General features: G+C 69.4%; 22 protein-coding genes. 11 read left to right on the top strand and 11 right to left on the bottom strand.

From position 1 onward, the window contains the following. Positions 1-47: 47 nt before the first annotated feature. Positions 48-1577 (bottom strand): YifB family Mg chelatase-like AAA ATPase, encoded by a 1530-nt coding sequence (locus tag KF796_01305; protein MBX3585251.1) that lies wholly within the window; start codon positions 1575-1577, stop codon positions 48-50. Positions 1578-1793: 216 nt separating this feature from the next. On the opposite strand from KF796_01305, the gene KF796_01300 reads away from it, so the two are divergent. From KF796_01300 to glcF, 8 genes are all read left to right on the top strand, one after another. Next, positions 1794-2534, top strand: a complete 741-nt coding sequence (locus tag KF796_01300; GenBank protein ID MBX3585250.1) for a TorF family putative porin — start codon at positions 1794-1796, stop codon at positions 2532-2534. A gap of 24 nt (positions 2535-2558) precedes the next feature. After that, the gene (gene glnK / locus KF796_01295; GenBank protein ID MBX3585249.1) at positions 2559-2897 is read left to right on the top strand and encodes a P-II family nitrogen regulator; all 339 of its coding nucleotides are present in this window, start codon (positions 2559-2561) and stop codon (positions 2895-2897) included. 25 nt (positions 2898-2922) lie between these two features. Next, on the top strand, positions 2923-4347 hold the full coding sequence (locus KF796_01290; protein ID MBX3585248.1) for an ammonium transporter: 1425 nt from the start codon (positions 2923-2925) through the stop codon (positions 4345-4347). Between the two features lie 107 nt (positions 4348-4454). Next, complete coding sequence (locus tag KF796_01285) at positions 4455-5321, top strand: aldose 1-epimerase (GenBank protein ID MBX3585247.1); 867 nt, start codon at positions 4455-4457, stop codon at positions 5319-5321. Beyond that, positions 5318-6256 carry an SMP-30/gluconolactonase/LRE family protein gene (locus tag KF796_01280; protein MBX3585246.1) on the top strand — a complete coding sequence of 313 codons (939 nt, stop codon included), beginning with the start codon at positions 5318-5320 and terminating at the stop codon, positions 6254-6256. Before KF796_01285 ends, KF796_01280 begins: the two co-directional genes overlap by 4 nt. 61 nt (positions 6257-6317) lie before the next feature. After that, positions 6318-7436 (top strand): glycolate oxidase subunit GlcE, encoded by a 1119-nt coding sequence (gene glcE, locus KF796_01275; protein ID MBX3585245.1) that lies wholly within the window; start codon positions 6318-6320, stop codon positions 7434-7436. 6 nt (positions 7437-7442) lie between these two features. Then, positions 7443-8231 (top strand): DUF1275 domain-containing protein, encoded by a 789-nt coding sequence (locus KF796_01270; protein MBX3585244.1) that lies wholly within the window; start codon positions 7443-7445, stop codon positions 8229-8231. Between the two features lie 4 nt (positions 8232-8235). Continuing rightward, entirely contained in the window at positions 8236-9480 is a 1245-nt protein-coding gene (gene glcF, locus KF796_01265; GenBank protein ID MBX3585243.1) for a glycolate oxidase subunit GlcF, read from the top strand. Here the strand turns inward: glcF and KF796_01260 are convergent. Then, complete coding sequence (locus KF796_01260) at positions 9477-10448, bottom strand: cupin-like domain-containing protein (GenBank protein MBX3585242.1); 972 nt, start codon at positions 10446-10448, stop codon at positions 9477-9479. The genes glcF and KF796_01260 overlap by 4 nt on opposite strands. 142 nt (positions 10449-10590) lie before the next feature. Between KF796_01260 and KF796_01255 the strand changes: the two genes are divergently transcribed. After that, entirely contained in the window at positions 10591-11295 is a 705-nt protein-coding gene (locus KF796_01255) for a YafY family transcriptional regulator (protein ID MBX3585241.1), read from the top strand. Between the two features lie 31 nt (positions 11296-11326). On the opposite strand, the gene KF796_01250 is transcribed toward KF796_01255, so the two are convergent. Next, entirely contained in the window at positions 11327-12220 is an 894-nt protein-coding gene (locus KF796_01250) for a LytTR family transcriptional regulator (protein ID MBX3585240.1), read from the bottom strand. Positions 12221-12366: 146 nt separating this feature from the next. On the opposite strand from KF796_01250, the gene KF796_01245 reads away from it, so the two are divergent. Then, positions 12367-13566: an acyltransferase gene (locus tag KF796_01245; protein MBX3585239.1), complete on the top strand. Its 1200-nt coding sequence runs from the start codon at positions 12367-12369 to the stop codon at positions 13564-13566. Here the strand turns inward: KF796_01245 and KF796_01240 are convergent. From KF796_01240 to lplT, 3 genes are all read right to left on the bottom strand, one after another. Continuing rightward, positions 13490-13981, bottom strand: a complete 492-nt coding sequence (locus KF796_01240; protein MBX3585238.1) for a glutathione peroxidase — start codon at positions 13979-13981, stop codon at positions 13490-13492. The two genes, KF796_01245 and KF796_01240, sit on opposite strands and share 77 nt — an antisense overlap. Before the next feature lie 74 nt (positions 13982-14055). After that, complete coding sequence (locus KF796_01235; protein MBX3585237.1) at positions 14056-14931, bottom strand: DMT family transporter; 876 nt, start codon at positions 14929-14931, stop codon at positions 14056-14058. 48 nt (positions 14932-14979) lie between these two features. Next, positions 14980-16263 (bottom strand): lysophospholipid transporter LplT, encoded by a 1284-nt coding sequence (lplT, locus tag KF796_01230; GenBank protein ID MBX3585236.1) that lies wholly within the window; start codon positions 16261-16263, stop codon positions 14980-14982. 132 nt (positions 16264-16395) lie between these two features. On the opposite strand from lplT, the gene alr reads away from it, so the two are divergent. Further along, complete coding sequence (alr, locus tag KF796_01225) at positions 16396-17493, top strand: alanine racemase (GenBank protein MBX3585235.1); 1098 nt, start codon at positions 16396-16398, stop codon at positions 17491-17493. Here alr and KF796_01220 read toward each other — a convergent pair whose 3' ends face one another. The 5 genes from KF796_01220 to KF796_01200 form a co-directional block, all read right to left on the bottom strand. Then, positions 17494-18396 carry a DMT family transporter gene (locus KF796_01220; protein ID MBX3585234.1) on the bottom strand — a complete coding sequence of 301 codons (903 nt, stop codon included), beginning with the start codon at positions 18394-18396 and terminating at the stop codon, positions 17494-17496. A 100-nt stretch (positions 18397-18496) separates the two neighbouring features. Then, on the bottom strand, positions 18497-19474 hold the full coding sequence (locus KF796_01215; protein MBX3585233.1) for a 2-dehydropantoate 2-reductase: 978 nt from the start codon (positions 19472-19474) through the stop codon (positions 18497-18499). A 41-nt stretch (positions 19475-19515) separates the two neighbouring features. Continuing rightward, a complete protein-coding gene (locus KF796_01210) occupies positions 19516-20289 on the bottom strand; it encodes a class II aldolase/adducin family protein (protein ID MBX3585232.1) in 774 nt (257 codons plus the stop codon). A gap of 32 nt (positions 20290-20321) precedes the next feature. Then, positions 20322-22058: a dihydroxy-acid dehydratase gene (locus KF796_01205; GenBank protein ID MBX3585231.1), complete on the bottom strand. Its 1737-nt coding sequence runs from the start codon at positions 22056-22058 to the stop codon at positions 20322-20324. Between the two features lie 5 nt (positions 22059-22063). After that, a complete protein-coding gene (locus KF796_01200) occupies positions 22064-22885 on the bottom strand; it encodes an HpcH/HpaI aldolase/citrate lyase family protein (GenBank protein MBX3585230.1) in 822 nt (273 codons plus the stop codon). Positions 22886-22892 lie beyond the last annotated feature (7 nt).

The following is a 22892-nucleotide window of genomic DNA, read 5'->3' as shown; positions in this document are numbered from 1 at the left end:
AAAAACGGAGCAAATCGGAGTGAAGCAGGATTCGCCGGCCAGCCCGCTCAGCCCGCGTGCAGCGCCCGCCGGTACTGCACGGCCTCGGCCACATGCGCGACCTGGGTGGTGGCCGAACCGGCCAGGTCGGCAATGGTGCGCGCCACCTTGAGGGCGCGGTGGGTGGATCTGGCGCTCCAGCCCAGGCGGCCCGCGGCGGTCTTGAGAAACTGCAGTCCGGCCGCGTCCAGCGCCGCGTGGCGGTCAATGTCGGCGCCCGCCAGGGCCTGGTTGGCATGGCCCTGGCGCTCGGTGGCGCGCTGGCGCGCGGCCGCGCAGCGCGCGCGGATCGCGTCGGTGGCCTCGCCCGGCGGCGTGGCCAGCAGGGCGTCGACCGCCAGCGTGGGCACTTCCACATGCAGGTCGATGCGGTCCAGCAGCGGGCCGCTGAGCTTGCCCTGGTAGCGCGCCACCTGGTCGGGCGTGCAGCGGCAGGCGCGGGTGGTGGCGCCCAGGTAGCCACAGGGGCAGGGGTTCATGGCCCCAATCAGCTGGAAGCGCGCCGGGAAGTCGGCACGCCGCGCCGCGCGCGAGATGGTGATGCGGCCGGTCTCCAGCGGCTCGCGCAGCGCCTCCAGCGAGGCCCTGGAAAACTCCACCATCTCATCAAGGTAGAGCACGCCGTGGTGGGCCAGCGAGATCTCGCCGGGCCGGGGCGGTGAGCCGCCGCCCACCAGCGCCACGGCGCTGGCGGTGTGGTGCGGGCTGGCCGTGGGCCGGGTCTGCCATTGCGCCAGCGTGAAGCGCCCGCCCAGCGAGGCGATGGCGGCGCTCTCCAGCGCTTCGTCCACGCTCATCGGTGGCAACAGGCCCGCAAAGCGCTGCGCCAGCATGGACTTGCCCGAGCCCGGCGGGCCCACCATGAGCAGGCTGTGGCCGCCCGCGGCGGCAATCTCCAGGGCCCGCTTGGCGGCCGCCTGCCCCTTCACGTCGGCCAGGTCGGCATACACCGGCGCGGCGCTGGCGGGCGCGGGCTGAACCCGGGCCCAGCCCTCGCGCGGGGCTTCGCCCTCGGCCAGCTCGGCCACGAACTGCTGGACCACGTCCAGCAGGTGGCGCGCACCATAGACCTGCGCGCCTGGCACCAGCGCGGCCTCCTCGGCACTGGCGGCCGGCAGCACCAGCCGGGTGTGGATGCCGCTGGTGTGCAGCGCCAGGCTCATGGCCAGCGCGCCGCGCACCGGCCGCAGTTCGCCCGACAGCGAGAGCTCCCCGGCAAATTCATGGCCGGCCAGCCTGGCCGCGTCAATCTGGCCGCTGGCGGCCAGGATGCCCAGGGCAATGGGCAAATCGAACCGGCCCGAGTCCTTGGGCAGGTCGGCTGGCGCCAGGTTGACGACGATCTTTTTGTTGCCCGGGAACTCCAGCCCCGAGTTCTGCAGCGCCGAGCGGACCCGCTCGCGGGCCTCTTTCACCTCCACGTCGGCCAGGCCCACCAGCGTGAAGCTGGGCAGGCCGTTGGCCAGATGCACCTCAACGGTGACGCTGGCCGCTTCCAGGCCCAGCAGCGCACGGCTCTGCACCAAAGACAAGCTCATTGAAACTCCCCTCCCCAGACCGGTGCGTGATTAAGGCTGGTGCCTGAAAAAAACCAAGATGGCACCGACATGGTGCATAAGGCGTTCTTTTCCGCCGATTTTGTAGCTCATAACGCGCAGAGGCCTCATTCAGTGCACGGCCGCTTCGATGTGTGCAGTTTGGCACGCTCCCTGCTAAGTGGAACTGTCCTCATCCTTTTTTTAACGGAGAACTCCATGAAATTGAAGACCGCGCTGTTTGCTTCGGCCCTGGCCCTGACGGGCGTTTCTGCTTTCGCCCAGGCCAAGGCGCCCGAACCCGACTACACGCTGAGCGGCAACATGACGCTGGCTTCCGACTACCGGTTTCGTGGCATCTCCCAGACCAACAAGAAGCCGGCCCTGCAGGGTGGCTTTGACTTCGCGCACAAGTCCGGTTTCTACCTGGGCAACTGGAACTCCAACATCAGCAGCCAGTTCTACAACGGCGCCAACATCGAGATGGACTTCTACGGCGGCTACAAGGGTTCCGCCGGTGACCTGGGCTATGACCTGGGTGCCATCTATTACTACTACCCCGGTTCGGGCAACATCGCCGGCACCAACAAGATCGACAACACCGAGCTGTACGCCGGCGTGAGCTATGGCCCGTTCTCGGCCAAGTACTACCACGCGGTGTCCAAGTTCTTCTCGGCTCCCAACACCAAGAACAGCTTCTACATCGACCTGGGCTACGCCCAGGACCTGGGTGACGGCTGGGGCGTCAACGCCCACGTGGGTTACCAGAAGGTCAAGAACACCCCCGGCGGCGCCGGCAAGATCACCGACTACAAGCTGGGCGTCACCAAGGACCTGAGCGGCTACGTCGTCGGTGCTTCCTATGTGTCGACCAACCGCAAGAACACGTTCTTCGACCCGACCGCCGGCAAGGACGTGGGCAAGGGCACCGTGGTGGTGTCGGTTGCCAAGTCGTTCTAAGCAACACCTATTTGAGGAGAAGACATGAAACTCGTAACGGCCATCATCAAACCGTTCAAGCTGGATGAGGTGCGGGAGGCACTGTCCGGCATCGGTGTGCAGGGCATTACCGTGACCGAAGTCAAGGGCTTCGGTCGCCAGAAGGGCCACACCGAGCTGTACCGCGGTGCGGAATACGTCGTGGATTTCCTGCCCAAGGTCAAGATCGAGGCGGCGGTGGCCGACGAGTTGGTCGAGCGCGTGATCGAAGCCGTCGAAGGTGCAGCGCGCACCGGCAAGATCGGCGACGGCAAGATTTTTGTTTACAACCTGGAGCAAGTAGTTCGCATCCGCACCGGTGAAACCGGCAAGGACGCGCTGTAAGCCTCCCATCAAGAAAGAGACACCCATGAAAAAACTACTTGCCTCCCTGGCCCTGGGCCTGGGCCTGTTGATTGGCGGCACGGCCGCCATCGCGCAAACGCCCGCTGCCGCTCCCGCGGCGTCGGCTCCGGCTGCTGAAGCCAAACCCGCGGAAGCCGCTCCCGCGGCGGCAGCTCCCGCTGCGGCAGCCCCTGCGGCCGCCGCGGAAGCCCCCAAGGCCACCGTCGACAAGGGCGACGTGTCCTGGATGATGATTTCCACCGCGCTCGTGATCTTCATGGCGGTGCCCGGCCTGGCCCTGTTCTACGGCGGCCTGGTGCGCAGCAAGAACATGCTGTCGGTGCTGATGCAGGTGCTGGTGGTGTTCTCGCTGATCACCGTGCTGTGGGCCATCTACGGCTACAGCGTGGCGTTCGGTGCCGAGGGCAAGATCATTGGCGACCTGAGCAAGATCTTCCTCAAGGGCGTCAACGGCGATTCGCTGGCCGACACCTTCACCGCCACCGCCAAGTTGCCCGAGTTCGTGTTCATCGCGTTCCAGGCCACCTTTGCGGGCATCACCTGCGCGCTGATCGTGGGCTCGTTCGCCGAGCGCATGAAGTTCTCCGCTGTGCTGCTGTTCTCGGTGATCTGGTTCACCTTCTGCTACCTGCCGATCGCCCACATGGTGTGGGGCTCGGGCGGCTACCTGCTGGGCAAGGGCGCGCTGGACTTCGCGGGCGGCACCGTGGTGCACATCAACGCCGGCGTCGCCGGTCTGGTGGGCGCCTACATGGTGGGCAAGCGCCTGGGCTACGGCAAGGAATCGATGGCGCCTCACAGCCTGACGCTGACCATGGTCGGTGCCTCCATGCTGTGGGTGGGCTGGTTCGGCTTCAACGCCGGCTCCAACCTGGAAGCCACCAGCGGCGCTGCCCTGGCCTTCATCAACACGCTGGTGGCCACCGCCGCTGCCGTGCTGGCCTGGTGCATCGGCGAGGCGCTGTCCAAGGGCAAGGCCTCGATGCTGGGTGCTGCTTCGGGTGCCATCGCTGGTCTGGTTGCCATCACGCCGGCCTGCGGTTCGGTGGGCCCCATGGGCGCCATCATCCTGGGCCTGCTGGCTGGCTTCGTCTGCCTGTGGGGTGTCAATGGCCTCAAGCGCATGCTGGGCGCCGACGACTCGCTGGACGTGTTCGGCGTGCACGGCGTGGGCGGCATCCTGGGCGCCATCCTGACCGGCGTGTTCACCGCGCCTGGCCTGGGCGGCACCGGCAAGGCCGACTTCTCCATCATGAGCCAGGTGATGATCCAGGCCGAAGGCGTGCTGATCACCATCGTGTGGTCGGCGGTCGTGGCCTTCATTGCCTACAAGATCGTTGACATGGTCATCGGCCTGCGTGTGACCGAAGAGGAAGAGCGCGAAGGCCTGGACATCAGCGCCCACGGCGAGACGGCCTATCACCGTTAAACCGCAGTGTTGATTTTTCGTTAGCAAGAGTCTCCTTTGGATGTTGGGCCCGCAGCGATGCGGGCCCCTTTTTTTTGGGGCCGCTGGCCAGCGTGCACAATGGGCGCATGACCCTTGCGCTTGAACTCTCGTGCGACGGCCTGCGCTGCGAAATCGCGCCCGCCCTGGGCGGCTGCATCGCCGGCCTGTGGCTTCATGGGGTGCCGGTGCTGCGATCCACGCCGGCGGCGCAGCTGGTGTCGGCGCGCCAGGCCGGCAGCTACCCGCTGGTGCCGTTCTCCAACCGGGTGGGCCAGGCCACGCTGCAATGGCAGGGCACCAGCCATCCGCTGGTCCACAACAATGCCGCCGAGCCGCATGCCATCCATGGCGTGGGCTGGCAGCGCCCCTGGGAGGTGCTGGAGAGCACGGCCCAGTTCGCCATGCTGTCGTTCGAGCACCGCGCCGACGCGGCCTGGCCCTTTGCCTTTGACACCTCGCAGACTTTCCGCATCACGCCGGGCGCGCTCGAGCTCACCATGGGCATCACCAACCAGTCGGGCACGCCCGCGCCCGTGGGCCTGGGCTGGCACCCCTACTTCGTCAAGCGCGCCGGCAGCCGCGTCAGCTTCGAGGCCCGTGGCCGCTGGGAGATGGGCCCCGACAAGCTGCCCACGTCCCGCTCGGCGTCCAGCGGGCTGGACGCCGATTGCGCCAGCCTCGACGTGGACCACTGCTTTGACGGCTGGAACGGCCGCGTGACCCTGCGCGACCCCCAGCTGCTGACCCGCATCGACTCCAGCCTGCGCCGCCTCGTGGTGTTCACCAACGGCACGCGGGACTTCGTGGCGATCGAGCCCGTGAGTCACGTCAACAATGCGCTGAACCTCATGCAAAGCACCGGCGCGCGCGCCGAGGAGCTGGGCGTGCAGGTGCTGGCGCCCGGCGAGTCGCTGAGCGCGCAGATGACGATTCATGTGGAGGCGCTGGCGTGAGCGCGTGGCAAACCGCCTTCGCGCACCGCTGCGAACTCGGCGAATCCCCGTTCTGGCACTCGCAGGAAAAGCGCCTGTACTGGGTCGACATCCCGGGCCGGCAACTGCACCGTGGCGACCCCGCCACCGGCGAGCTGCAGAGCCAGGCGGTGGCGCAGGAGCCCGGCTGCATGGCGCCCGCGCGCTCCGGCGGCCTGGTGCTGGCCCTGCGCGACGGCGTGTACCGGGTGCGCGAGTGGGGCACCGGGCCCGTGCTGCTGGCGCGCTTCAACCATGACCCGGCCACCACGCGCTTCAACGACGGCAAGGCCGACCCGCTGGGCCGCTTCTGGGCCGGCACCATGTACGAGCCGCGTGACGCGCGCCGCGCGGAGCTGTTTTCGGTGGACTGCCGGCCGCAGGTGGCGGGCGCGGCGGGCACCGGGGCGCCCGTGGTCCAGCTCAAGGCGCAAAACGGCGTGATCGCCAACGGCCTGGCCTGGTCGCCCGATGCCGCCACCGTGTACTGGACCGACACCACCCACCACCTGATCCAGGCCTGGGACTGGAATGCCGACTCCAACGGCATGAGCGGCCACCGGGTCTTCCGCCAGTTCCCTGCCAAACCCGCGGGCTGGCAGCCGGGCCAGCCCGGCTACGGCGGCCGCCCCGATGGCGCGGCCGTGGATGCCCAGGGCAACTACTGGGTGGCCATGTTCGAGGGTGGGCGCGTGCTCAAGCTCTCGCCCGGCGGCCAGACCCTGGCCGAGTTCCCCACGCCGGCACAGTGCCCCACCATGCCCTGCTTTGGCGGCGACGATCTGCGCACGCTGTACCTCACCACCGCCCGCCATGGCCGGCCGGCCGACGAGCTGGCCCGCTACCCCGACTCCGGCTGTGTTTTCTCGATGCGGGTCGACGTGCCGGGCCTGCCCGTCAACTTTTTCATCGACTGAATTCAAAAACTTCAAGGCGCGCCCGTGCCCGGGGCCGGGCGCCGCGCCTTAACATGGCGGCATGGATCCAGCTTTGCTCACCGTGCTCGACCGCATCCGCGACGCCGCCGCCAGCGGCACCCCGCTGCGCCTGCGCGGCGGCGGCACCAAGGACTTCTATGGCGAGCCGCCGCGTGGCGAGCTGCTCGACACCACGCCGCTGGCCGGCATCACCAGTTACGAGCCCAGCGAGCTGGTGGTTACCGCGCGGGCCGGCACGCCGCTGGCGGCGCTGGAGGCCGAGCTGGCCGCGCAGGGCCAGTGCCTGCCTTTCGAGCCGCCCCACTTCGGCCCCGGCGCCACGGTGGGCGGCATGGTGGCCGCCGGGCTGAGCGGCCCGGCCCGGGCCTGCGTGGGGCCGGTGCGCGACTATGTGCTGGGCTTGTCCCTGGTCAATGGCCGAGCCGAGCACCTCACCTTTGGCGGCCAGGTCATGAAGAACGTGGCGGGCTATGACGTGTCGCGGCTCATGGTGGGCGCGCTGGGCACGCTGGGCCTGATCACCGAGGTCAGCCTCAAGGTGCTGCCCTTCGCGCCCGCGCAGGCCACGCTGCGCTTTGCGCTGGACGAGGCCACCGCAATTCGCCGGCTCAATGAATGGGCTGGCCTGCCGCTGCCGCTCAACGCCAGTTCCTGGGTGGTGGACGCGGGCCAGCCCACGCTGTACCTGCGCCTGCGAGGCGCGGTGGCCGCCGTGGAGGCGGCCTGCGGCTGGCTGCTGCGCGAGGCACCGGGCCAACGCGTGGACTCGCCCGAGGTCAGCGCCGACTGGACCGCCGCGCGCGAGCTGCAACTGCCCTGGTTCACCGAAGGCCATGCCCGGGGCCAGGACCTGTGGCGCCTGTCGGTGCCGCCCACCACGCCGCCGCTGGGCCTGGGCGACACACTGATCGACTGGCTGGGCGGCCAGCGCTGGGTCTGGGCCGCGCCCGACGACGCGCAGGCGCCCGGGCGGCTGCGCCAGGCGGTGGCCGGCGTGGGCGGAAACGCTACGCTTTTCATAGCAGCCAGTGGCCGCCCCGACTGGACTCCAGCCCGATTTGATGCAATAAAGCCGCCGCTGGACCGGATCCAGCGCGAACTGAAGCGCGAATTCGACCCCGCGGGCATCTTCAACCCCGGCCGCCTGCAGGCGGCCTGACCCACCATGCGACGCCTGCGTCACCTCACCGGCCGGCACCGCACCCAGTCGATCAACCGCCTGCTGGGCCTGCTGCTGGCGTTCAACGCCGGAGCCATCAACGCGGGCGGGGTGATCGTGGTGCATTCCTACACCTCGCACATGACGGGTTTCGTCTCGGTGCTGGCCGACAACCTGGTGCTGGGCGAGGTCACTCTGGTGCTCGGGGCCATCGGGGCCCTGCTGTTCTTCCTCATGGGGGCGGCCACCACGGCCGTTCTGGTGAACTGGGGCCATCGCCGGCGCCTGCAAAGCGGCTATGCCCTGCCTTTGCTGCTGGAGGCCGTGCTGCTGCTGGTGTTCGGCCTGATCGGGGCCACGCTCAATCGCCAGACCCCGTTTGCCGTGCCGCTCACGGTGCTGCTGCTCACCTTCACCATGGGCCTGCAGAACGCGCTGGTGACCAAGGTGTCGTCGGCCCTGATCCGCACCACCCACATGACCGGCATCATCACCGACCTGGGCATTGAACTGGGCAAGCTGGCCTACTGGAACCGCGGCGATTCACCGCCCGAAAGCCGGGTGCGCGCCAACCGCGCCAAGCTGCGGCTGTATGCCTCGTTGCTGGCCATGTTCCTGGCCGGCGGCGTGCTGGGCGCGGCCGGCTTCAAGTACCTGGGCTTTGTCAGCGTGGTGCCGCTGGCGCTGGTGCTGCTGGCCCTGTCGCTGCCGCCACTGCTGCGCGACCTGCGGCAGTTTGGCCACCGCGAACCCCGCGCCGCCGCCGCGCCCACGCCCGCCCCCGAAAGGCCCTGACCGCATGCAAACCCATCTCGCGCCCGAGTACCGGGACACCGCCGAAGGCCAGGAGGCCGAGGCCATCCTGCGCAAGTGCGTGCACTGCGGCTTCTGCACCGCCACCTGCCCGACCTACCAGTTGCTGGGCGACGAGCTCGACGGGCCGCGCGGGCGCATCTACCTCATGAAGCAGGTGCTCGAGGGCGAGGCACCCACGCGCAAGACCCAGCTGCACCTGGACCGCTGCCTGACCTGCCGCAACTGCGAGAGCACCTGCCCGAGCGGCGTGCAATACGGCCACCTGGTGGACATCGGCCGCAAGCTGGTCGATGCCAGGGTGCCGCGCCCGCCGGTCGAGCGCGCCACCCGCTGGCTGCTCAAGGAAGGCCTGCCGTCACCGCTGTTCGGCCCGGCCATGAAGCTGGGCCAGGCGGTGCGCGGGCTGTTGCCCGAAAGCCTCAAGGCCAAGGTGCCCGCGCCGCAGGACGCCGGGGCCTGGCCCGCCACCCGCCACCCGCGCAAAATGCTGATGCTGGCCGGCTGCGTGCAGCCGGCCATGATGCCCAACATCAACAGCGCGACCGCGCGCGTGCTGGACGCCGCGGGCATCGAGGCCGTGGTCGCGCCCGCGGCCGGCTGCTGCGGCGCGGTCAAATTCCACCTCAACGACCAGGACGGCGGGCTGGCCCAGATGCGCGCCAATGTCGATGCCTGGTGGCCCGAGGTGGAGGCCGGCGTGGAGGCGATCGTGATGAACGCCTCGGGCTGCGGCGTGACCGTCAAGGAATACGGCCACCTGCTGCGCCACGACCCGGCCTACGCGGCGCGCGCGGCGCGCATCAGCGCGCTGACGCGCGACCTGAGCGAGCTGCTGCCCGAGCTGGGCGCCGCGCTGCAGGCTGCCCGCCCCGGGCTGGCCGCGCGCGTGAAGCAGACCGCGCCGCCACTGGTCTTTCACCCGCCCTGCACGCTGCAGCATGGCCAGCAGCTGCGCGGTGGCGTCGAGAAGCACCTGGGCGCACTGGGCTTCCAGGTGCGGGTGGCGCTCAATGAATCGCACCTGTGCTGCGGCTCCGCGGGCACCTACAGCGTGCTCCAGCCCGAGCTGGCCTACCCCTTGCGCGACCGCAAACTGGGCCAGCTGGCGGCGCAGGCGCCCGAGGTCATTGTGAGCGCCAACATCGGCTGCATCACCCACCTGCAAAGCGGCACGGCCACGCCCGTGAAGCACTGGGTCGAGCTGCTGGACAGCGCGCTCGCGGCCTAGGCGGCGGAAGGCCGCGCCGGGTGGCAGGTGCAATGGCCCCAGCGGTACAGCCGCGCGCGGTGCAGGCCGTCCTGGATCGTGGCCAGGCTGCCGCCCGTGGCCACCTCGAAGGGCGTGAGCCCGAAGATGCCGATGCTGATCGACGGGGTCAGCGACACCACCGCGTGCCAGGTGCGCCGCGGGATGTACAGCGCGTCACCCGCCTCGACCCGGGCATAGATCCCATGCGCCCGGGCAAACCGGTCGCGCACGGCGGGCTGCTGGTCGAGCCGGGCGATGTCCACCTCGCTCAGCGTGGCGCCCCAGTCGTACTTGCGGGCCACGCTCAGGTGCGGGGTCTGCTCGGGCCCGAACAGGATGAACTCCTTGGTGCCGCGCACCTGGCAAAACCAGTTGTTGGGAAAGTCAAAGTGCAGGCCGGACAGCGTGTTGGCCGGGCCCATGAACACGTACTCCCAGGTCAGGCGCCCGCCGGGCCACAGCCGGCGCAGCGGAAAGTCCCGGCGCAGCGCGGGCAGCGCCGCCAGCATGTCCCACTGCTGCAGGTACAGGCGGTCGGGCGTGAAGTTCATGCGCGACCAGTCCAGCGTAAAGCGCTGGCCCGGAACTTCGGTGGTGGAGGGTGGGTAGGGCGCCAGCGTCGCACCGTTGCCGCCCTGGGCCACGGCCTGCCGGCCCAGCTCGCGCAGGTACGGTGCCACGGGCAGGTGACGCGCCTGGCGCGTGGCGCCCTGTTCGGTCAGGCCGGTCTGGAACCGCGCCGTGATGGGTTCGGGGCGGTCCTCGCACAGGTCGGCCAGGTGGTCAAAAGACCAGCGGTCCCAGGCGGGCCAGTGCCGCACCGCGCCCTTGACCAGCAGCGGCGTGCGCCGCCCGGCGATGTGGCCGCCCTGCTCGAACGCCGCGAACGGCACCTCCTCGATGCGCTGGAAGGTCGGGCCGGTGGGCTGGGTCATGGGAGCGGTCATTCTAGAGTCCTGTCAGCTGCCTGCGCGCGGGCGCCACACTACTGACAGCTCCTGACGCGAATCGGTCCAGAATGTTGGCTTCCCGTTTCCCCGGGGCCGGACGTCACACCGCCCACCCGCTCCCATTGACCCCTTCATGTCCATGCGCCGCGCCGACCGCCTGTTCCACATCATCCAGCTCATCCGCGGGCGGCGCCTGACCACGGCCGCCTTCCTGGCCCAGCGCATGGAAGTGTCCGAGCGCACCATCTACCGCGACGTGGCCGACCTGCAGCACCAGGGCGTGCCGATCGAGGGCGAGGCCGGGGTGGGCTACCGGCTGGGCGCGGGCTTCGACCTGCCGCCCATGATGTTCACCCAGGACGAAGCCAAGGCGCTGGTGGCTTCGGTGCGCGTGGCCCAGGTCTGGCTCGACCCGGCGCTGGCGCAAAGCGCCCAGGACGCGCTGGGCAAGATCATGTCGGTGCTGCCGGGCGACGCGCGCGCGGCCGCCGAGGCCCTGGCGGTGTTTGCTTCCGGCGGTGGCCTGGGCCCGCCGGCCCAGCGCACATTGCAGACCCTGCGCGAGGCAGTGCAGGCGCGCTGCAAGGTCTTCATCCAGTACCGTGACCTGAGCGACAAGGCCAGCGAGCGCACGCTGCGCCCGCTGGGCTGCTTCTACTGGGGCAAGGTCTGGACGCTCGCGGCCTGGTGCGAAAGCCGCGAGGACTTCCGCAGCTTCCGGGTGGACCGCATCACCTACGTGCGGCGGCTCGAGGAGCGCTTTCGCGACGAGCCCGGGCGCACGCTGGCCGACCTGGTGCGGCTGGACGAGGCGAGGGCGCGCGAGCAGGGCTGGGCATGCTGAACGCGGCAGCCCCGCGCAGCGCCAGAGCCCCTCAGCCGGGCGCGGGGCCGGCCAGCGCGTCACGGTAGCGCCGGCTGCACGGCACCGTGGAGCCGTCCTTCATGCGCAGCACCGCATCCCCGCCATCGGTGGGCTCGATTTCGGCAATCCGGTCCAGGTTCACCACATGGCTGCGGTGCACCCGCGCGAAGCGCGCCGGGTCCAGCTGCGCCATGAAGTCCGACAACGTCGAGCGCAGCAGGTAGTCGTGGCCGTGCACATGCAGGGCCACATAGTTGCCCTGGGCCTGCAGCCATTCGATGTCGGCCGCCGCCACCAGGAACTCCTTGCGCAGCTTGCGCACCAGGAAGCGCTCGGGCCGCGTCGCCACGGTCGGCGTGGGTGGCGCGGGTGCTTCGCCGGCGGGCGCCTCGGCCGGGTCCAGCACCCTGGCCTCGCCCTGCGCCCGCAGCAGCAGCAGCCGGTAGCCCAGCACCGTGAGCAGCAGGGTGGCGTAACTGCGAACGTCTTTGAGGTACTCGTAGCCGAACTGGGTCAGCCAGGGGCCCGGCCGGTAGGTGGCGCCCACCAGCGCGTAGACGGGGTAGCGCAGCGCAAACATCAATGCCATGTGGGCCGCGCAGAACACCACGCTGGCCACGAGGTGCGCGCCCAGGTGGCGCGGCAGCCGCTCCCAGCGCAGCGGGTAGCGCCGCTCGAAGGCGATCAGCGCCGGGACCATCAGGCCCAGCACCAGAACGCTCGACACTTCCCACAGCACCGGCTCCCAGGCCTGCACGTCCGGGCGGCTGCGGCGCAGGTCCATCCACGCCACCGCGCTGTTGAAGGCAGCATTCAGCCCCAGCACCACCACCCAGAAAGCCACCTCGGCCCGGCGGCGATAGGGCTGGTAGCGGCGAAGCCAGATGGTGACGCTGTCGGTCATGGGGCCAGAGTCTAGGGCCGGCGGCTACGGAGTTCGTCCCCGGTCGCCGCCGCTCGTCACAAAAACCGGCGGGTTCGTCCCATCGGGCACCTGGCCAGAGGCTGTCCGGCTGATCATCGCGGCCCTGTCCACTCCCGGAGCCGCCCATGAACCGCCGCCACGACATCGACGCCCTGCGCGCCCTGGCTTTTGCCCTGGTCATCCTGTACCACGTGGCGATGTACTACGTCGCTGATTGGGGCTGGCACCTCAAGAGCCCGCACGCCGCCGGCTGGCTGCAGGCCCCGATGCGGGCGCTGAACCTCTGGCGCATGGACCTGGTGTTCTTGATCTCGGGCCTGGCGTTCGGCTTTCTGCGGCGCGGCCGCACCGCGGGCGCGCTGGTGCGGCTGCGCAGTTGGCGCCTGGTGCTGCCGCTGGCCTTTGGCATGGCCGTGATCGTGCCCTACCAGCCCTATGCGCAGGGCGTGGCCAACGGCCTGGTGGCGCCGGGCTTCGGTGACTTCCTGCTGCGCTACTACAGCGGCGGGCCGTGGCCGCGCGGCGCCTTCGATGGCTGGCGCGAAGGCGTCACCTGGAACCATCTCTGGTACCTGGCCTACCTGTGGGTCTACACCCTGGTGCTGGCGGCGCTGCTGCCGCTGCTGGATTCGGCGCCCGGCCAGCGCCTGCGGCGCGCCTTCAACGGCCTGCGTGGCGCCGGCCTGCTGCTGGTGCCCACCCTGCCGCTGATGCTGTACTCGTTCACGCTCTGGCCGCACTTTCCGGTCACCCATGACCTGCTGCACGACGGCTGGGTCCATGCGGTGTACTTCACGCTGTTTCTCTACGGCTTCTGGATGGGTCTGGACCAGGGCGTCTGGGCCGCACTCATGCGCCTGCGCTGGCTGGCGCTGGGGCTGTCCGCCGCCCTGCTGGTGGCCTTCACGGGCTTGCGCGAAGCGCTGCCGCTGGAGTCCCCTGGCGCACCGCGCCTGCTGCTGCGGCTGGTGGCCGACCTGTACCTGTGGACCACCCTGGTCGCCGTGCTGGGCTGGGCCCACCGCAAGCTCAACCGCCCCTGGCCCTGGCTGAACTGGGCCAACGAATCGGTCTACCCGTGGTACATGCTGCACCAGACCTTCATCATCGTGCTGGCCGTGGGCCTGGCGCCGCTGGCCCTGGGGCCGGTGCTGGAACCCACGCTGCTGGTGGCCGGCACGGTGCTGGGCTGCTGGGGCGTCACCGCCATCGTGCGGCGCAGCGCCTGGCTGCGGCCGCTGTTCGGGCTCAAGCGGCTGCGGCCAGTGCTTCCTCGATATCCTTCGCCAGCGCGGCCGGGGCATCCTGGGGGGCAAAGCGCTTGAGCACCTGGCCGTCCTTGCCGATCAGGAACTTGGTGAAGTTCCACTTGATGGCCTTGCTGCCCAGCAGGCCCGGCGCCTCCGAGCTGAGCCACTGGTACAGCGGGTCGGCCCCGGGCCCATTGACGTCGATCTTGGCCATCATCGGAAAGCTCACGCCGTAGTTGAGCTGGCAGAACCCGGCAATCTCCTCATTGCTGCCCGGGTCCTGGGCGCCGAACTGGTTGCACGGGAAGCCCAGCACCACCAGGCCCTTCTTGCCATAGGTCTGGTGAAGTTCCTCGAGCCCGCCAAACTGCGGCGTGAAGCCGCAGGCGCTTGCGGTGTTGACGATCAGCAGGGCCTTGCCCTTGTATCTGGACAGCTTGACGCGCTTGCCGTCGATCTGCGCGGCTTCAAAGTCGTAGACAGTGGTCATGGAAAACTCCCGGAATGCAGTGGATGCAAGGTACCACGGCCTGCAAGCCCCTGCGGGCGCCGTGACGGATGGGGTCAGCCCGGCGGGCGCGCGGGCCAGGCCGACCAACCCGCGGCCAGCAGGATCAGCGCGCCGCCCAGCAGCGTGCGGCTGGTGAGCTGGGCGGCCCCGGCCGCCACCGACGAGACGCTGGCAAACACCACCTCCGACAACATGACCAGCGCCGTGGTGTGCGCCGCCAGGCGGGAGGCCCCGTACTGCAGGCACAGGTTGCCCACCAGAAAGGCCAGGCCCAGCGCCAAAGCCACGGCCAGCCAGGGCAGCGCGGGCGCGGGTGGCGCGGTCACCAGCCCCTGGGCCATGCCGGCGGCGGCCGTGAGGCTGGCCATGAGCGCGCCGCCGGCAAACATGGCCAGCACGCGCGAGGCCGCCGGCACCGGGCTGAGCTTGAGCAGCAGGATGTTGGTGAGCGCGAAGCTGAAGCCGCCCATCAGGGCCAGCCAGTCGGCCAGGCCTTCGGGAACGGGCCAGGGCGTGTTGCCGGTCTTGAGCACCACCACCACGCCGGTCAGCGCCAGCAGCAGGCGTAGCAGGGAACCTGCCGTGGGTTTTTCGCCCAGCAGCGGCCAGGCCAGCAGCACGCTCCAGGCGGGCATCAGGTAGAACAGCAGCACCACGCGCACCACGTCGCCCACCGTCACGGCCCAGTTGAAGCCCACATTGGTGAGCCCGGCCGCGGCGGCCAGCAGCCACAGCAGCGGGTGTCGGGCAAACGCGCTCCAGGCCCCCGGCCGCGCCAGCAGCAGGCAGACCAGCGAGAAGGCGTAGATCAGCGCCGTGGACCACAAAGGGTGCAGGCCGTGACCTTCCAGCGCGCGGAACGGCCACCACGACAGGCCCCACACCAGCGCGTTGAGCATCAATGCCGCGACGGGCAACAGGGGGCTCATGGACCGGGCGTGTCCGGAGGGTGCCGCCGCGCGCCGCTGCGGGCCGCGTCACCCATGCAGGTTGTCGTGGCGCGCCACTTCCAGCAGGTGCTCGACCTCGGCGCGGTGCTTCACGCAATTGGAGGCGTGCCAGCGCTTGATCAGCCACATGAAGCCTGCCACCAGCACGCCAAAGGCGGTGATCGCGCCGAAGGCCGACAGGCCCATGCCCGTGGACAGGCTGTAGAACGCGCCCAGCCCCAGGATGCAGGCCTGCTCGTTGAAGTTCTGCACCGCGATGGACCGGCCGGCTCCCATGAGGTTGTGGCCCCGGTGCTGCAGCAGCGCGTTCATCGGCACCACCAGGAAGCCGCCCAGCCCGCCCAGCAGGATGAGGAAGGGCGCGGCCACCCAGACATTGCCGATGAAATTCATGAAAATCACCAGCAGCCCCATGCCGATGCCCAGCGGGATCACGCGGGTGGCGGTGTCCAGTTTCATGCGCATGGACGCCAGCACCGCGCCCACGGCCGTGCCGATGGCCACCACCCCCGACAGTGAAGAGGCCTGGGTGGTGCTGTAGCCCAGCGCCGCCGCGCTCCAGGCCAGGATGATGTAGCGCAGGTTGCCGCTCACGCCCCAGAACAGCGTGGTCGTGGCCAGCGAAATCTGCCCGAGCTTGTCATGCCACAGACGCGAGTTGCAGGTCCAGAAGTCGGGCACCAGCTCCAGCAGGTTGCGCGGCATGGCGCGCATTTCCACGCCGGTGTGCGGGATGCGGGTGTTGAACCAGGCCGCCAGCGCGTAGATGAAGATCAGCACGGCGATGGCTGCCTCGGGCGGGGTGTCGATGTTGGTGTCGATGAAGGGAAAGTCAAACGACAGCAGGTGGCTTGACACCGCGTGGCTCACCAGCTGGCCGCCCAGCAGGATGCCCAGGATGATGGACGCGATGGTCAGCCCCTCGATCCAGCCATTGGCCTTGACCAGTTGCGAGGCCGGTAGCAGCTCGGTCAGGATGCCGTACTTGGCCGGCGAATAGGCCGCGGCGCCCAGCCCCACGACCGCGAACGACAGCAGCGGGTGGCCGCCAAACAGCATCATCACGCAACCCACCACCTTGATGGCGTTGCTCACGAACATGACCTTGCCCTTGGGCAGCGCGTCGGCGAAGGCCCCCACGAACGGCGCCAGGATCACGTAAAACAGCGCGAACATCGGCACCAGGGCGGCGCGCTGCCACTCGGCGGCGCCGCTGGTGCGCAGCAGTTCGACGGCGGCCACGAAAAGCGCGTTGTCGGCCAGTGACGAAAAAAACTGGGCCGACATGATGGTGTAAAAACCGCGCTTCATCGAGTGTCTGGCTGGGGCATTCGGTGAACTAATGCCGGGCAATATAGAGGCTGTCTCCTGACGACAGGGCGTTATATCACGGCGGGTAATGACAAAATCCGCTTGACAGTTCACTGCAAAAGAGCGACCTCCATGCCCCGTCCCATCCAGGCCACCATCCACACCGGCGCGCTGCGCCACAACCTGGCCAGGGTGCGCACTGCCGCGCCCGATGCCAAGGTCTGGGGCGTGGTCAAGGCCAATGCCTATGGCCATGGCATCGAGCGGGTGTTCGAAGGCCTGCGCGCGGCGGACGGCTTTGCCCTGCTGGACCTGGCCGAGGCCGAGCGCGTGCGTGCCCTGGGCTGGCGCGGGCCCATCCTGCTGCTCGAGGGCGTGTTCGAGCCGCGCGACCTGGAGCTGTGTTCGCGCCTGAACCTCTGGCACACCGTGCATTGCCGCGAGCAGATCGACATGCTGGCCACCCACAAGACGCACCAACCCCACCGGGTGTTCCTGAAGATGAACTCGGGCATGAACCGTCTGGGCTTTGTGCCCTCGGTCTACCGCAGTGCCTGGACGCGCCTGAACGCGCTGCCGCAGGTGGACGAAATCTCGCTCATGACCCACTTCAGTGACGCCGATGGCCCGCGCGGCATTGCCCACCAGGTGGCGGCGTTTGCCCAGGCCACGCGCGACCTGCCGGGTGAGCGCACCCTGGGCAACAGCGCTGCCACGCTGCGCCACGCCCAGGCGGCCGATGTGCGGGCCGACTGGGTCCGCCCGGGCATTGCGATTTACGGCAGTGCGCCGGACCATCCCGAACACTCGGCCGGGCAATGGGACTTGCAGGGCGCGATGACGCTGGCCAGCCAGCTGATTGGCGTGCAGAACCTGCAGCCCGGGGACACCGTGGGCTATGGCTCGAGCTTTACCGCCGATGCGCCGTTGCGCATTGGCATCGTGGCCTGCGGCTATGCCGACGGCTACCCGCGCCACTGCACCACGGGCACGCCGGTGCTGGTCAATGGCGTGCGCACCCGCATGGTGGGCCGGGTCAGCATGGACATGATCACGGTGGACCTGACGCCGGTGCCCGACGCGGGCTTTGGCAGTGAAGTGACGCTGTGGGGTCGTGCCTCCGGCGGCGCCGTGCTGCCGATCGATGACGTGGCCCAGGCCGCCGGCACCGTGGGCTATGAGCTGATGTGCGCGCTGGCGCCGCGGGTGCCGGTGGTGACGGGCGACTGATCAGCGCTTGCGCAGCCCCAGCGTCATCACCGCGCCCACCACCACCAGCGCGCCGACGATCTGGATCGGCGCGATGGCCTGGCCCAGGATCAGCCAGGCCAGCACCAGCGCAAACACCGGCTCCACATTCATGATGGCCGAGTTGCCGACCACGCCGAGCTTGGGCAGCACGGTGAACATGATGGTGAAGGCCGTGCCATAAAGAAAGGTCAGCGCGGCCAGCCCGCCCCAGCCGGCGGCCGCGTTGGGCAGATGAAACCCGCCCTGCAGGCCGATGGTGGCCAGCGCCACCAGGCCCGCCATGGTCATGGTGGTGGCGGTGCGCACCCGGCCATCGACATCGCCCGCTTCATGCTGCGTGAGCACCAGGGCCAGGCCGAAGGTGGCCGCCGCCGCCAGCGCAAAGGCCACGCCCACGCCAATGCGCCCCCACTGGCCCGCCGCGCCCAGGCCCGAGGCGGCGCCGAACACGTCCAGCGCCAGCGCCAGGCCAGCGAGGATCACCGGCATGGCGATCACCATGGCGCGCTCGGGCCGCTGGCGGTACACCACGGCCGACCAGAACGCCGTCCACAGCGGATAGGTGTTGAAGGCCAGCAGCGCCAGCGCCACGGGCAGGCGGGCCACGGCGGAGTACAGGCACAGGCTCTGCACCCCCACCAGCAGGCCGATCACCGGCAGCATGCGCTTGTGGCGCGCCGTGAAGCGCACGCGCACGCCCTGAAGGGCCAGCAGCGTCACGATCACCAGCGCCGTGACCGTGCTGCGAAACACCACGGCCGTGGCCACGTCGACGCCGTGGTTGAAGGCGATGCGCGCCGCCACGTGGTTGGCGCCCATCATCAGGGCGATCAGCAGGAGCGTGGCGAACGCGGCGCCGCTCAGCGCCCGGTGTTGAGTCATGGTCTAGAAAGCAGTGTTGAGCGGCGCCGGGCCGCCCCAAGGCGCGAAGGCCCCCCCGGGGGGCAGCGCAGTCCACGAAGTGACAAGCGTGGGGCTGATGCTAATACAGGCCGTGGACTCTTGCATGCAGGCGGCTCAGGCCGAGCAGCGCGTCAGTAAAAGGTGTCGGTACACCCGTCAGCGCGCCCAGTTCCCTGACCACGGTCACCAGCGCATCCAGCTCCACCGCCTTGCCGGCCTCCACGTCCTGCAGCATCGAGGTCTTGAAGGCGCCGAGCTTGCGCGTCATCTGGTGCCGGTCTTCGGGCTGGTCGGCAATCGGGATGCCGATGCGCGCGCCGATCTCGCGCGCTTCTAGCATCACGCTGGAGATGAAGCCGCGCACCAGGTCGTCATTGAGGATGAGGTCGGTGGTCGCGCCGGTCATGGCGCTCACCGGGTTGACGGTCATGTTGCCCCACAGCTTGTACCAGGCGTCTTTCTGGATCTGCTCCGAGAGCACGGTTTCATGGCCGGCTTGCGTGAGCAGCGCCACCAGCTGTTGCACGCGCGCCGTCTTTTCGCCCGACGGCTCGCCAATGATCAGCCGGTTGCCAAAGTGGTGCTTCACAAACCCGGGGCCGTTGAGCGAGCAGCTCGCGTGCACCACGCAGCCCACGATGTGGCGGCCCGGGATGGCGCGGGCAATTGCGCCTTCGGGGTCCACGGCCTTGAGCCGGGTGCCGGCCAGCGGGCCGCCAAACCCTTCAAAGAACCACCAGGGCACGCCGTTCATGGCGGTGAGCACCATCGTGTCGGGAGCCAGCAGCGGGCCAATGGCTTGCGCCACGTCGGCCATGGCCGGGGCCTTGACGGCGACGATCACCAGATCCTGCACGCCCAGATCCGCCGGGTTCGCGCTGGCCTGCACGGACACGGCTTGCGTCTCGTCGCCCTGCTGCAGCCGCAGGCCGTTGGCCTGAATGGCCGCCAGCGTCTGGCCGCGCGCGACCACGCTCACGGCGCAGCCGGCCTGCCCGAGCTTCACCCCGATCCAGCCGCCGATGGCGCCGGCCCCGTAAATACAGACTTTGTTGATCAAAAGGGTCTCCAGTCCACGCCAGTCGGGCGTGGCGTGCTCTAGTTTTTATAGCTGTCGTCGATCCGGTCCACCTGCCGGACCAGCGCGTCGAACACATCCTGCCCGGCGCCAAACTGCGCGTCGAACTGGAACGAGTCGTGGGTGGTCTTGCGCGCCACGGCCTCGGGCACGGCAATCGCGGGGCCCAGCGCGGCCTGCGCCACCTGGATTTCGCAGGCGCGGTTCAGTGTCCACAGCCGCACCAGGGCCAGCGGCAGCGTCGCGCCCCAGGACAGCAGGCCGTGGTTGCGCAGGATCACCACCGGCTTGCCGCCGATGTTCTTCAGCAGCCGCGGCGCCTCGTCGGCGTGGATGGTGATGCCTTCAAAGTCGTGGTAGGCCACCAGGTCGTGCAGTTGCGCGGAATAGAAATTGTTCTGCGCCAGCCCGCCCTGGGTGCTGGCCACGGCGATGCCGGCCGTGGTGTGGGTGTGCATCACGCAGTGGGCATCGGGCAGTCCTTCGTGGATGGCGGCATGCACGGTGAAGCCGGCGGGGTTCACGGGCCAGGGGTTGTCGTCCAGCTTCTTGCCCCTGACGTCGATCTTGAGCAGGTTGCTGGCCGTGACCTCGCTGTAGTGCAGGCCGAAGGGGTTGATCAGGAACTGCTTGTCCTCACCCGCCACGCTGCGGGGCAGGCGCACGGTGATGTGGTTGTAGATCATCTCGGTCCAGCCGAGCATGGCAAACACGCGGTAGCAGGCCGCCAGCTGGACCCGTGCCTGCCATTCGTCGGCATGCATCGAGGCGTTGGGTTTGAGAACGGCATTCATGGGAGTCTCCATCTTGAAATGGTGGGGGTGAGTCAGGTGTCGTCGCGCAGCCAGACCACGCCGCCCGAGTGGGTCACGGCGCCCTGATGGCCGGGCCGCACGCTGGCGGCGTATTTTTCAAGCAGGCCGCCGCGCGGGGCCGGGCGCGGCACGCGCTGCGCGAGCCGGGCATGGATCTCGTCGGCGGTCAGGTCCACGCTGATGCCGAGCGTGCCGGCGCGGGCATCGATGCGCACCACGTCGCCATCGCGCAGCGCGGCAATCGGCCCGCCGTCGGCGGCCTCGGGGCCGGCGTAGCCAATGCACAGGCCGCGGGTGGCGCCCGAGAAGCGGCCGTCGGTCAGCAGGGCCACCTTGTCGCCCATGCCCTGGCCATACAGCAGCGCGGTGATGCCCAGCATCTCGCGCATGCCGGGGCTGCCGCGCGGGCCCTCGTTACGGATCACGATCACGTCACCCGCCGCATAGCGCATCTGCTGCACGGCAGTCTGGGCGTCTTCCTCGCACTCGAAGACGCGGGCCGGGCCGGTGTGCGTCAAGGTCTTGAGGCCGGCGGTCTTGAGCAGCGCGCCATCGGGGCAGAGGTTGCCCTTGAGCACGGCCAGCCCGCCGTCGCGGCTCAGCGCCTGCCCGAGCGTGCGCACCACTTCGCCGTCGGGCGCATTGGCGCCCTGCAGTTCCTCGGCCAGCGTGCGGCCGGTGAAGGTGAGCGCGTCGCCATGCACAAAGCCGCCGCGCAGCAGTTCCTGCATCACGACCTGGGCGCCACCGATGTAGTACATGTCGCGCGCCAGGTATTTGCCGCCGGGGCGCAGGTCGCCGATCAGCGGCGTGCGGGCGAACACCTCGGCCACGTCGTCCAGGTGAAAGCGGATGCCCGCCTCGTGCGCGATGGCCGGGATGTGCAGCGCCGCGTTGGTCGAGCCGCCCGTGGCCGACACCACGGCGCAGGCGTTCTCCAGCGCCTTGCGCGTGACGATGTCGCGCGGCAGCGGGGCCTCGCCCATCACGGCGGCCATCAAGGTTCTGGCGGCGCGGCGCATCAGGGGCGCCCGTTCGCTGAACACGGCGGGCACCATGCTCGAGCCGATGGGCGACAGGCCCAGCGCCTCGCCCACCATGCCCATGGTGTTGGCGGTGAACTGGCCGGCGCAGGCACCGGCCGTGGGCAGGCAGGCCTGGCTGATGCGGGTGAGTTCGTCCGGCGTGGCGTCGCCGGCCAGCACCTTGCCAATGGTCTCGTAGGTGTCGACCACGTTGAGGTCGCGGCCCCGGCCCGCGGGCGTGTACGGCCCCGGCATCTGGCCCGGCAGCGCCGAGCCGCCGTGCACAAAAACGCCAGGCACATTGCAGCGCAGCATGCCCATCATCAGGCCCGGCAGGTTCTTGTCGCAGGCGCCGATGGCAAAGATGCCGTCCCACTGGTGGCCGCGGGTGGAGGCCTCCACGCTGTCGGCGATCAGCTCGCGCGAGATCAGCGAGAAGCGCATGCCCGAATGCGCCATGGTCAGGCCGTCGCTCACCGACACCACCGGGCATTCATGCGGCATGCCGCCGGCCGCGTAGACCCCGGTCTTGGCGTGCTGGGCCTGGTCGCGCAGGTTGAGGTTGCACGGGCTCATCTCGCCGCCGGTGTGGAACACGCCGATGTGCGGGCGGGTGATGTCATCCTCGTCCTGCCCCAGCGCATGCAGAAAGCTGCGCGTGGTGGCGCGGATGGTGCCCTCGTAGATCGTGGCGGAGCGGAATTTGCGCGGGGTGTCGCTCATGGCGTTCAGTAGGTCTTGCTGGTGGGCGCGGGGGCCGCCGTGGACTTGAACGCCGCGGCCAGCGCACTGGTGGCCTTGACCAGCAGGTTCGTGTCCAGCCCCACCGCCACAAAGGTGGCGCCCAGGGCCAGGTACTTGCGCGCCGTCGCCTCGTCGGGCGTGAGGATGCCGGCGGCCTTGCCCGCGCGGGTGATGCGGGCAATCGCGTCGGCAATGGCGGCCTGCACATCGGCATGCCCGGGGTTGCCCACATGGCCCATGGAGGCCGAGAGATCCGCCGGGCCGATGAACACGCCGTCCACCCCGTCGGTGGCGGCAATCGCATCGAGGTTGTCCAGCGCGGTCTGCGTCTCGGCCTGCACCAGCAGGCAGACCTGGGCGTTGGCTTCCCTGGCGTAGTTCGGGTAACGGCCCCAGCGCGAGGCGCGCGCGCCGCCCATGCCGCGCACGCCGCCGCCCCCGCCGTCCTGCGGGTAGCGCGCCGACTGCACGAGCGTGGCGGCCTGCTCGGCGGTATCCACCATGGGCACCAGCAGGGTCTGCACGCCGATGTCCAGGTACTGCTTGATCAGTGCCTGGCCCAGATGGCCGTGGCCCATGGGCACCCGCGCAATCGCGTGCGAGCCCGGGTAGGCCGCAATCACCTGCAGTTGCGCAAGGATGGTGTGGATGTCATTGGGCGCGTGTTCGCCATCAATGAGCAGCCAGTCAAAGCCGGCGCCGGCGCAGATCTCGGTGCTGTAGGGGCTGGCCAGGCCCAGCCAGAGGCCGATCTGCGCGCGCTTTTCGGCCAGGGCCTGCTTGAACGGATTGAGGGGGAGTTTCATGGGGAAA

It is taken from the genome of Ramlibacter sp., from assembly GCA_019635435.1.
Lineage (GTDB): Bacteria > Pseudomonadota > Gammaproteobacteria > Burkholderiales > Burkholderiaceae_C > JAHBZM01.
This window is presented reverse-complemented; position numbering and strand designations above follow the sequence as displayed.

Coding starts and splice junctions, on each gene's coding strand:
- KF796_01235 (MBX3585237.1), bottom strand. CDS start 14,931: ATGAGCCCCCTGTTGCCCGTCGCGGCATTGATGCTCAACGCGCTGGTG.
- KF796_01270 (MBX3585244.1), top strand. CDS start 7,443: ATGCGACGCCTGCGTCACCTCACCGGCCGGCACCGCACCCAGTCGATC.
- KF796_01210 (MBX3585232.1), bottom strand. CDS start 20,289: ATGAATGCCGTTCTCAAACCCAACGCCTCGATGCATGCCGACGAATGG.
- KF796_01200 (MBX3585230.1), bottom strand. CDS start 22,885: ATGAAACTCCCCCTCAATCCGTTCAAGCAGGCCCTGGCCGAAAAGCGC.
- KF796_01260 (MBX3585242.1), bottom strand. CDS start 10,448: ATGACCGCTCCCATGACCCAGCCCACCGGCCCGACCTTCCAGCGCATC.
- KF796_01205 (MBX3585231.1), bottom strand. CDS start 22,058: ATGAGCGACACCCCGCGCAAATTCCGCTCCGCCACGATCTACGAGGGC.
- KF796_01285 (MBX3585247.1), top strand. CDS start 4,455: ATGACCCTTGCGCTTGAACTCTCGTGCGACGGCCTGCGCTGCGAAATC.
- alr (MBX3585235.1), top strand. CDS start 16,396: ATGCCCCGTCCCATCCAGGCCACCATCCACACCGGCGCGCTGCGCCAC.
- KF796_01300 (MBX3585250.1), top strand. CDS start 1,794: ATGAAATTGAAGACCGCGCTGTTTGCTTCGGCCCTGGCCCTGACGGGC.
- KF796_01305 (MBX3585251.1), bottom strand. CDS start 1,577: ATGAGCTTGTCTTTGGTGCAGAGCCGTGCGCTGCTGGGCCTGGAAGCG.
- KF796_01290 (MBX3585248.1), top strand. CDS start 2,923: ATGAAAAAACTACTTGCCTCCCTGGCCCTGGGCCTGGGCCTGTTGATT.
- glcE (MBX3585245.1), top strand. CDS start 6,318: ATGGATCCAGCTTTGCTCACCGTGCTCGACCGCATCCGCGACGCCGCC.
- KF796_01255 (MBX3585241.1), top strand. CDS start 10,591: ATGCGCCGCGCCGACCGCCTGTTCCACATCATCCAGCTCATCCGCGGG.
- KF796_01240 (MBX3585238.1), bottom strand. CDS start 13,981: ATGACCACTGTCTACGACTTTGAAGCCGCGCAGATCGACGGCAAGCGC.
- KF796_01250 (MBX3585240.1), bottom strand. CDS start 12,220: ATGACCGACAGCGTCACCATCTGGCTTCGCCGCTACCAGCCCTATCGC.
- glnK (MBX3585249.1), top strand. CDS start 2,559: ATGAAACTCGTAACGGCCATCATCAAACCGTTCAAGCTGGATGAGGTG.
- KF796_01220 (MBX3585234.1), bottom strand. CDS start 18,396: ATGACTCAACACCGGGCGCTGAGCGGCGCCGCGTTCGCCACGCTCCTG.
- lplT (MBX3585236.1), bottom strand. CDS start 16,263: ATGAAGCGCGGTTTTTACACCATCATGTCGGCCCAGTTTTTTTCGTCA.
- KF796_01245 (MBX3585239.1), top strand. CDS start 12,367: ATGAACCGCCGCCACGACATCGACGCCCTGCGCGCCCTGGCTTTTGCC.
- glcF (MBX3585243.1), top strand. CDS start 8,236: ATGCAAACCCATCTCGCGCCCGAGTACCGGGACACCGCCGAAGGCCAG.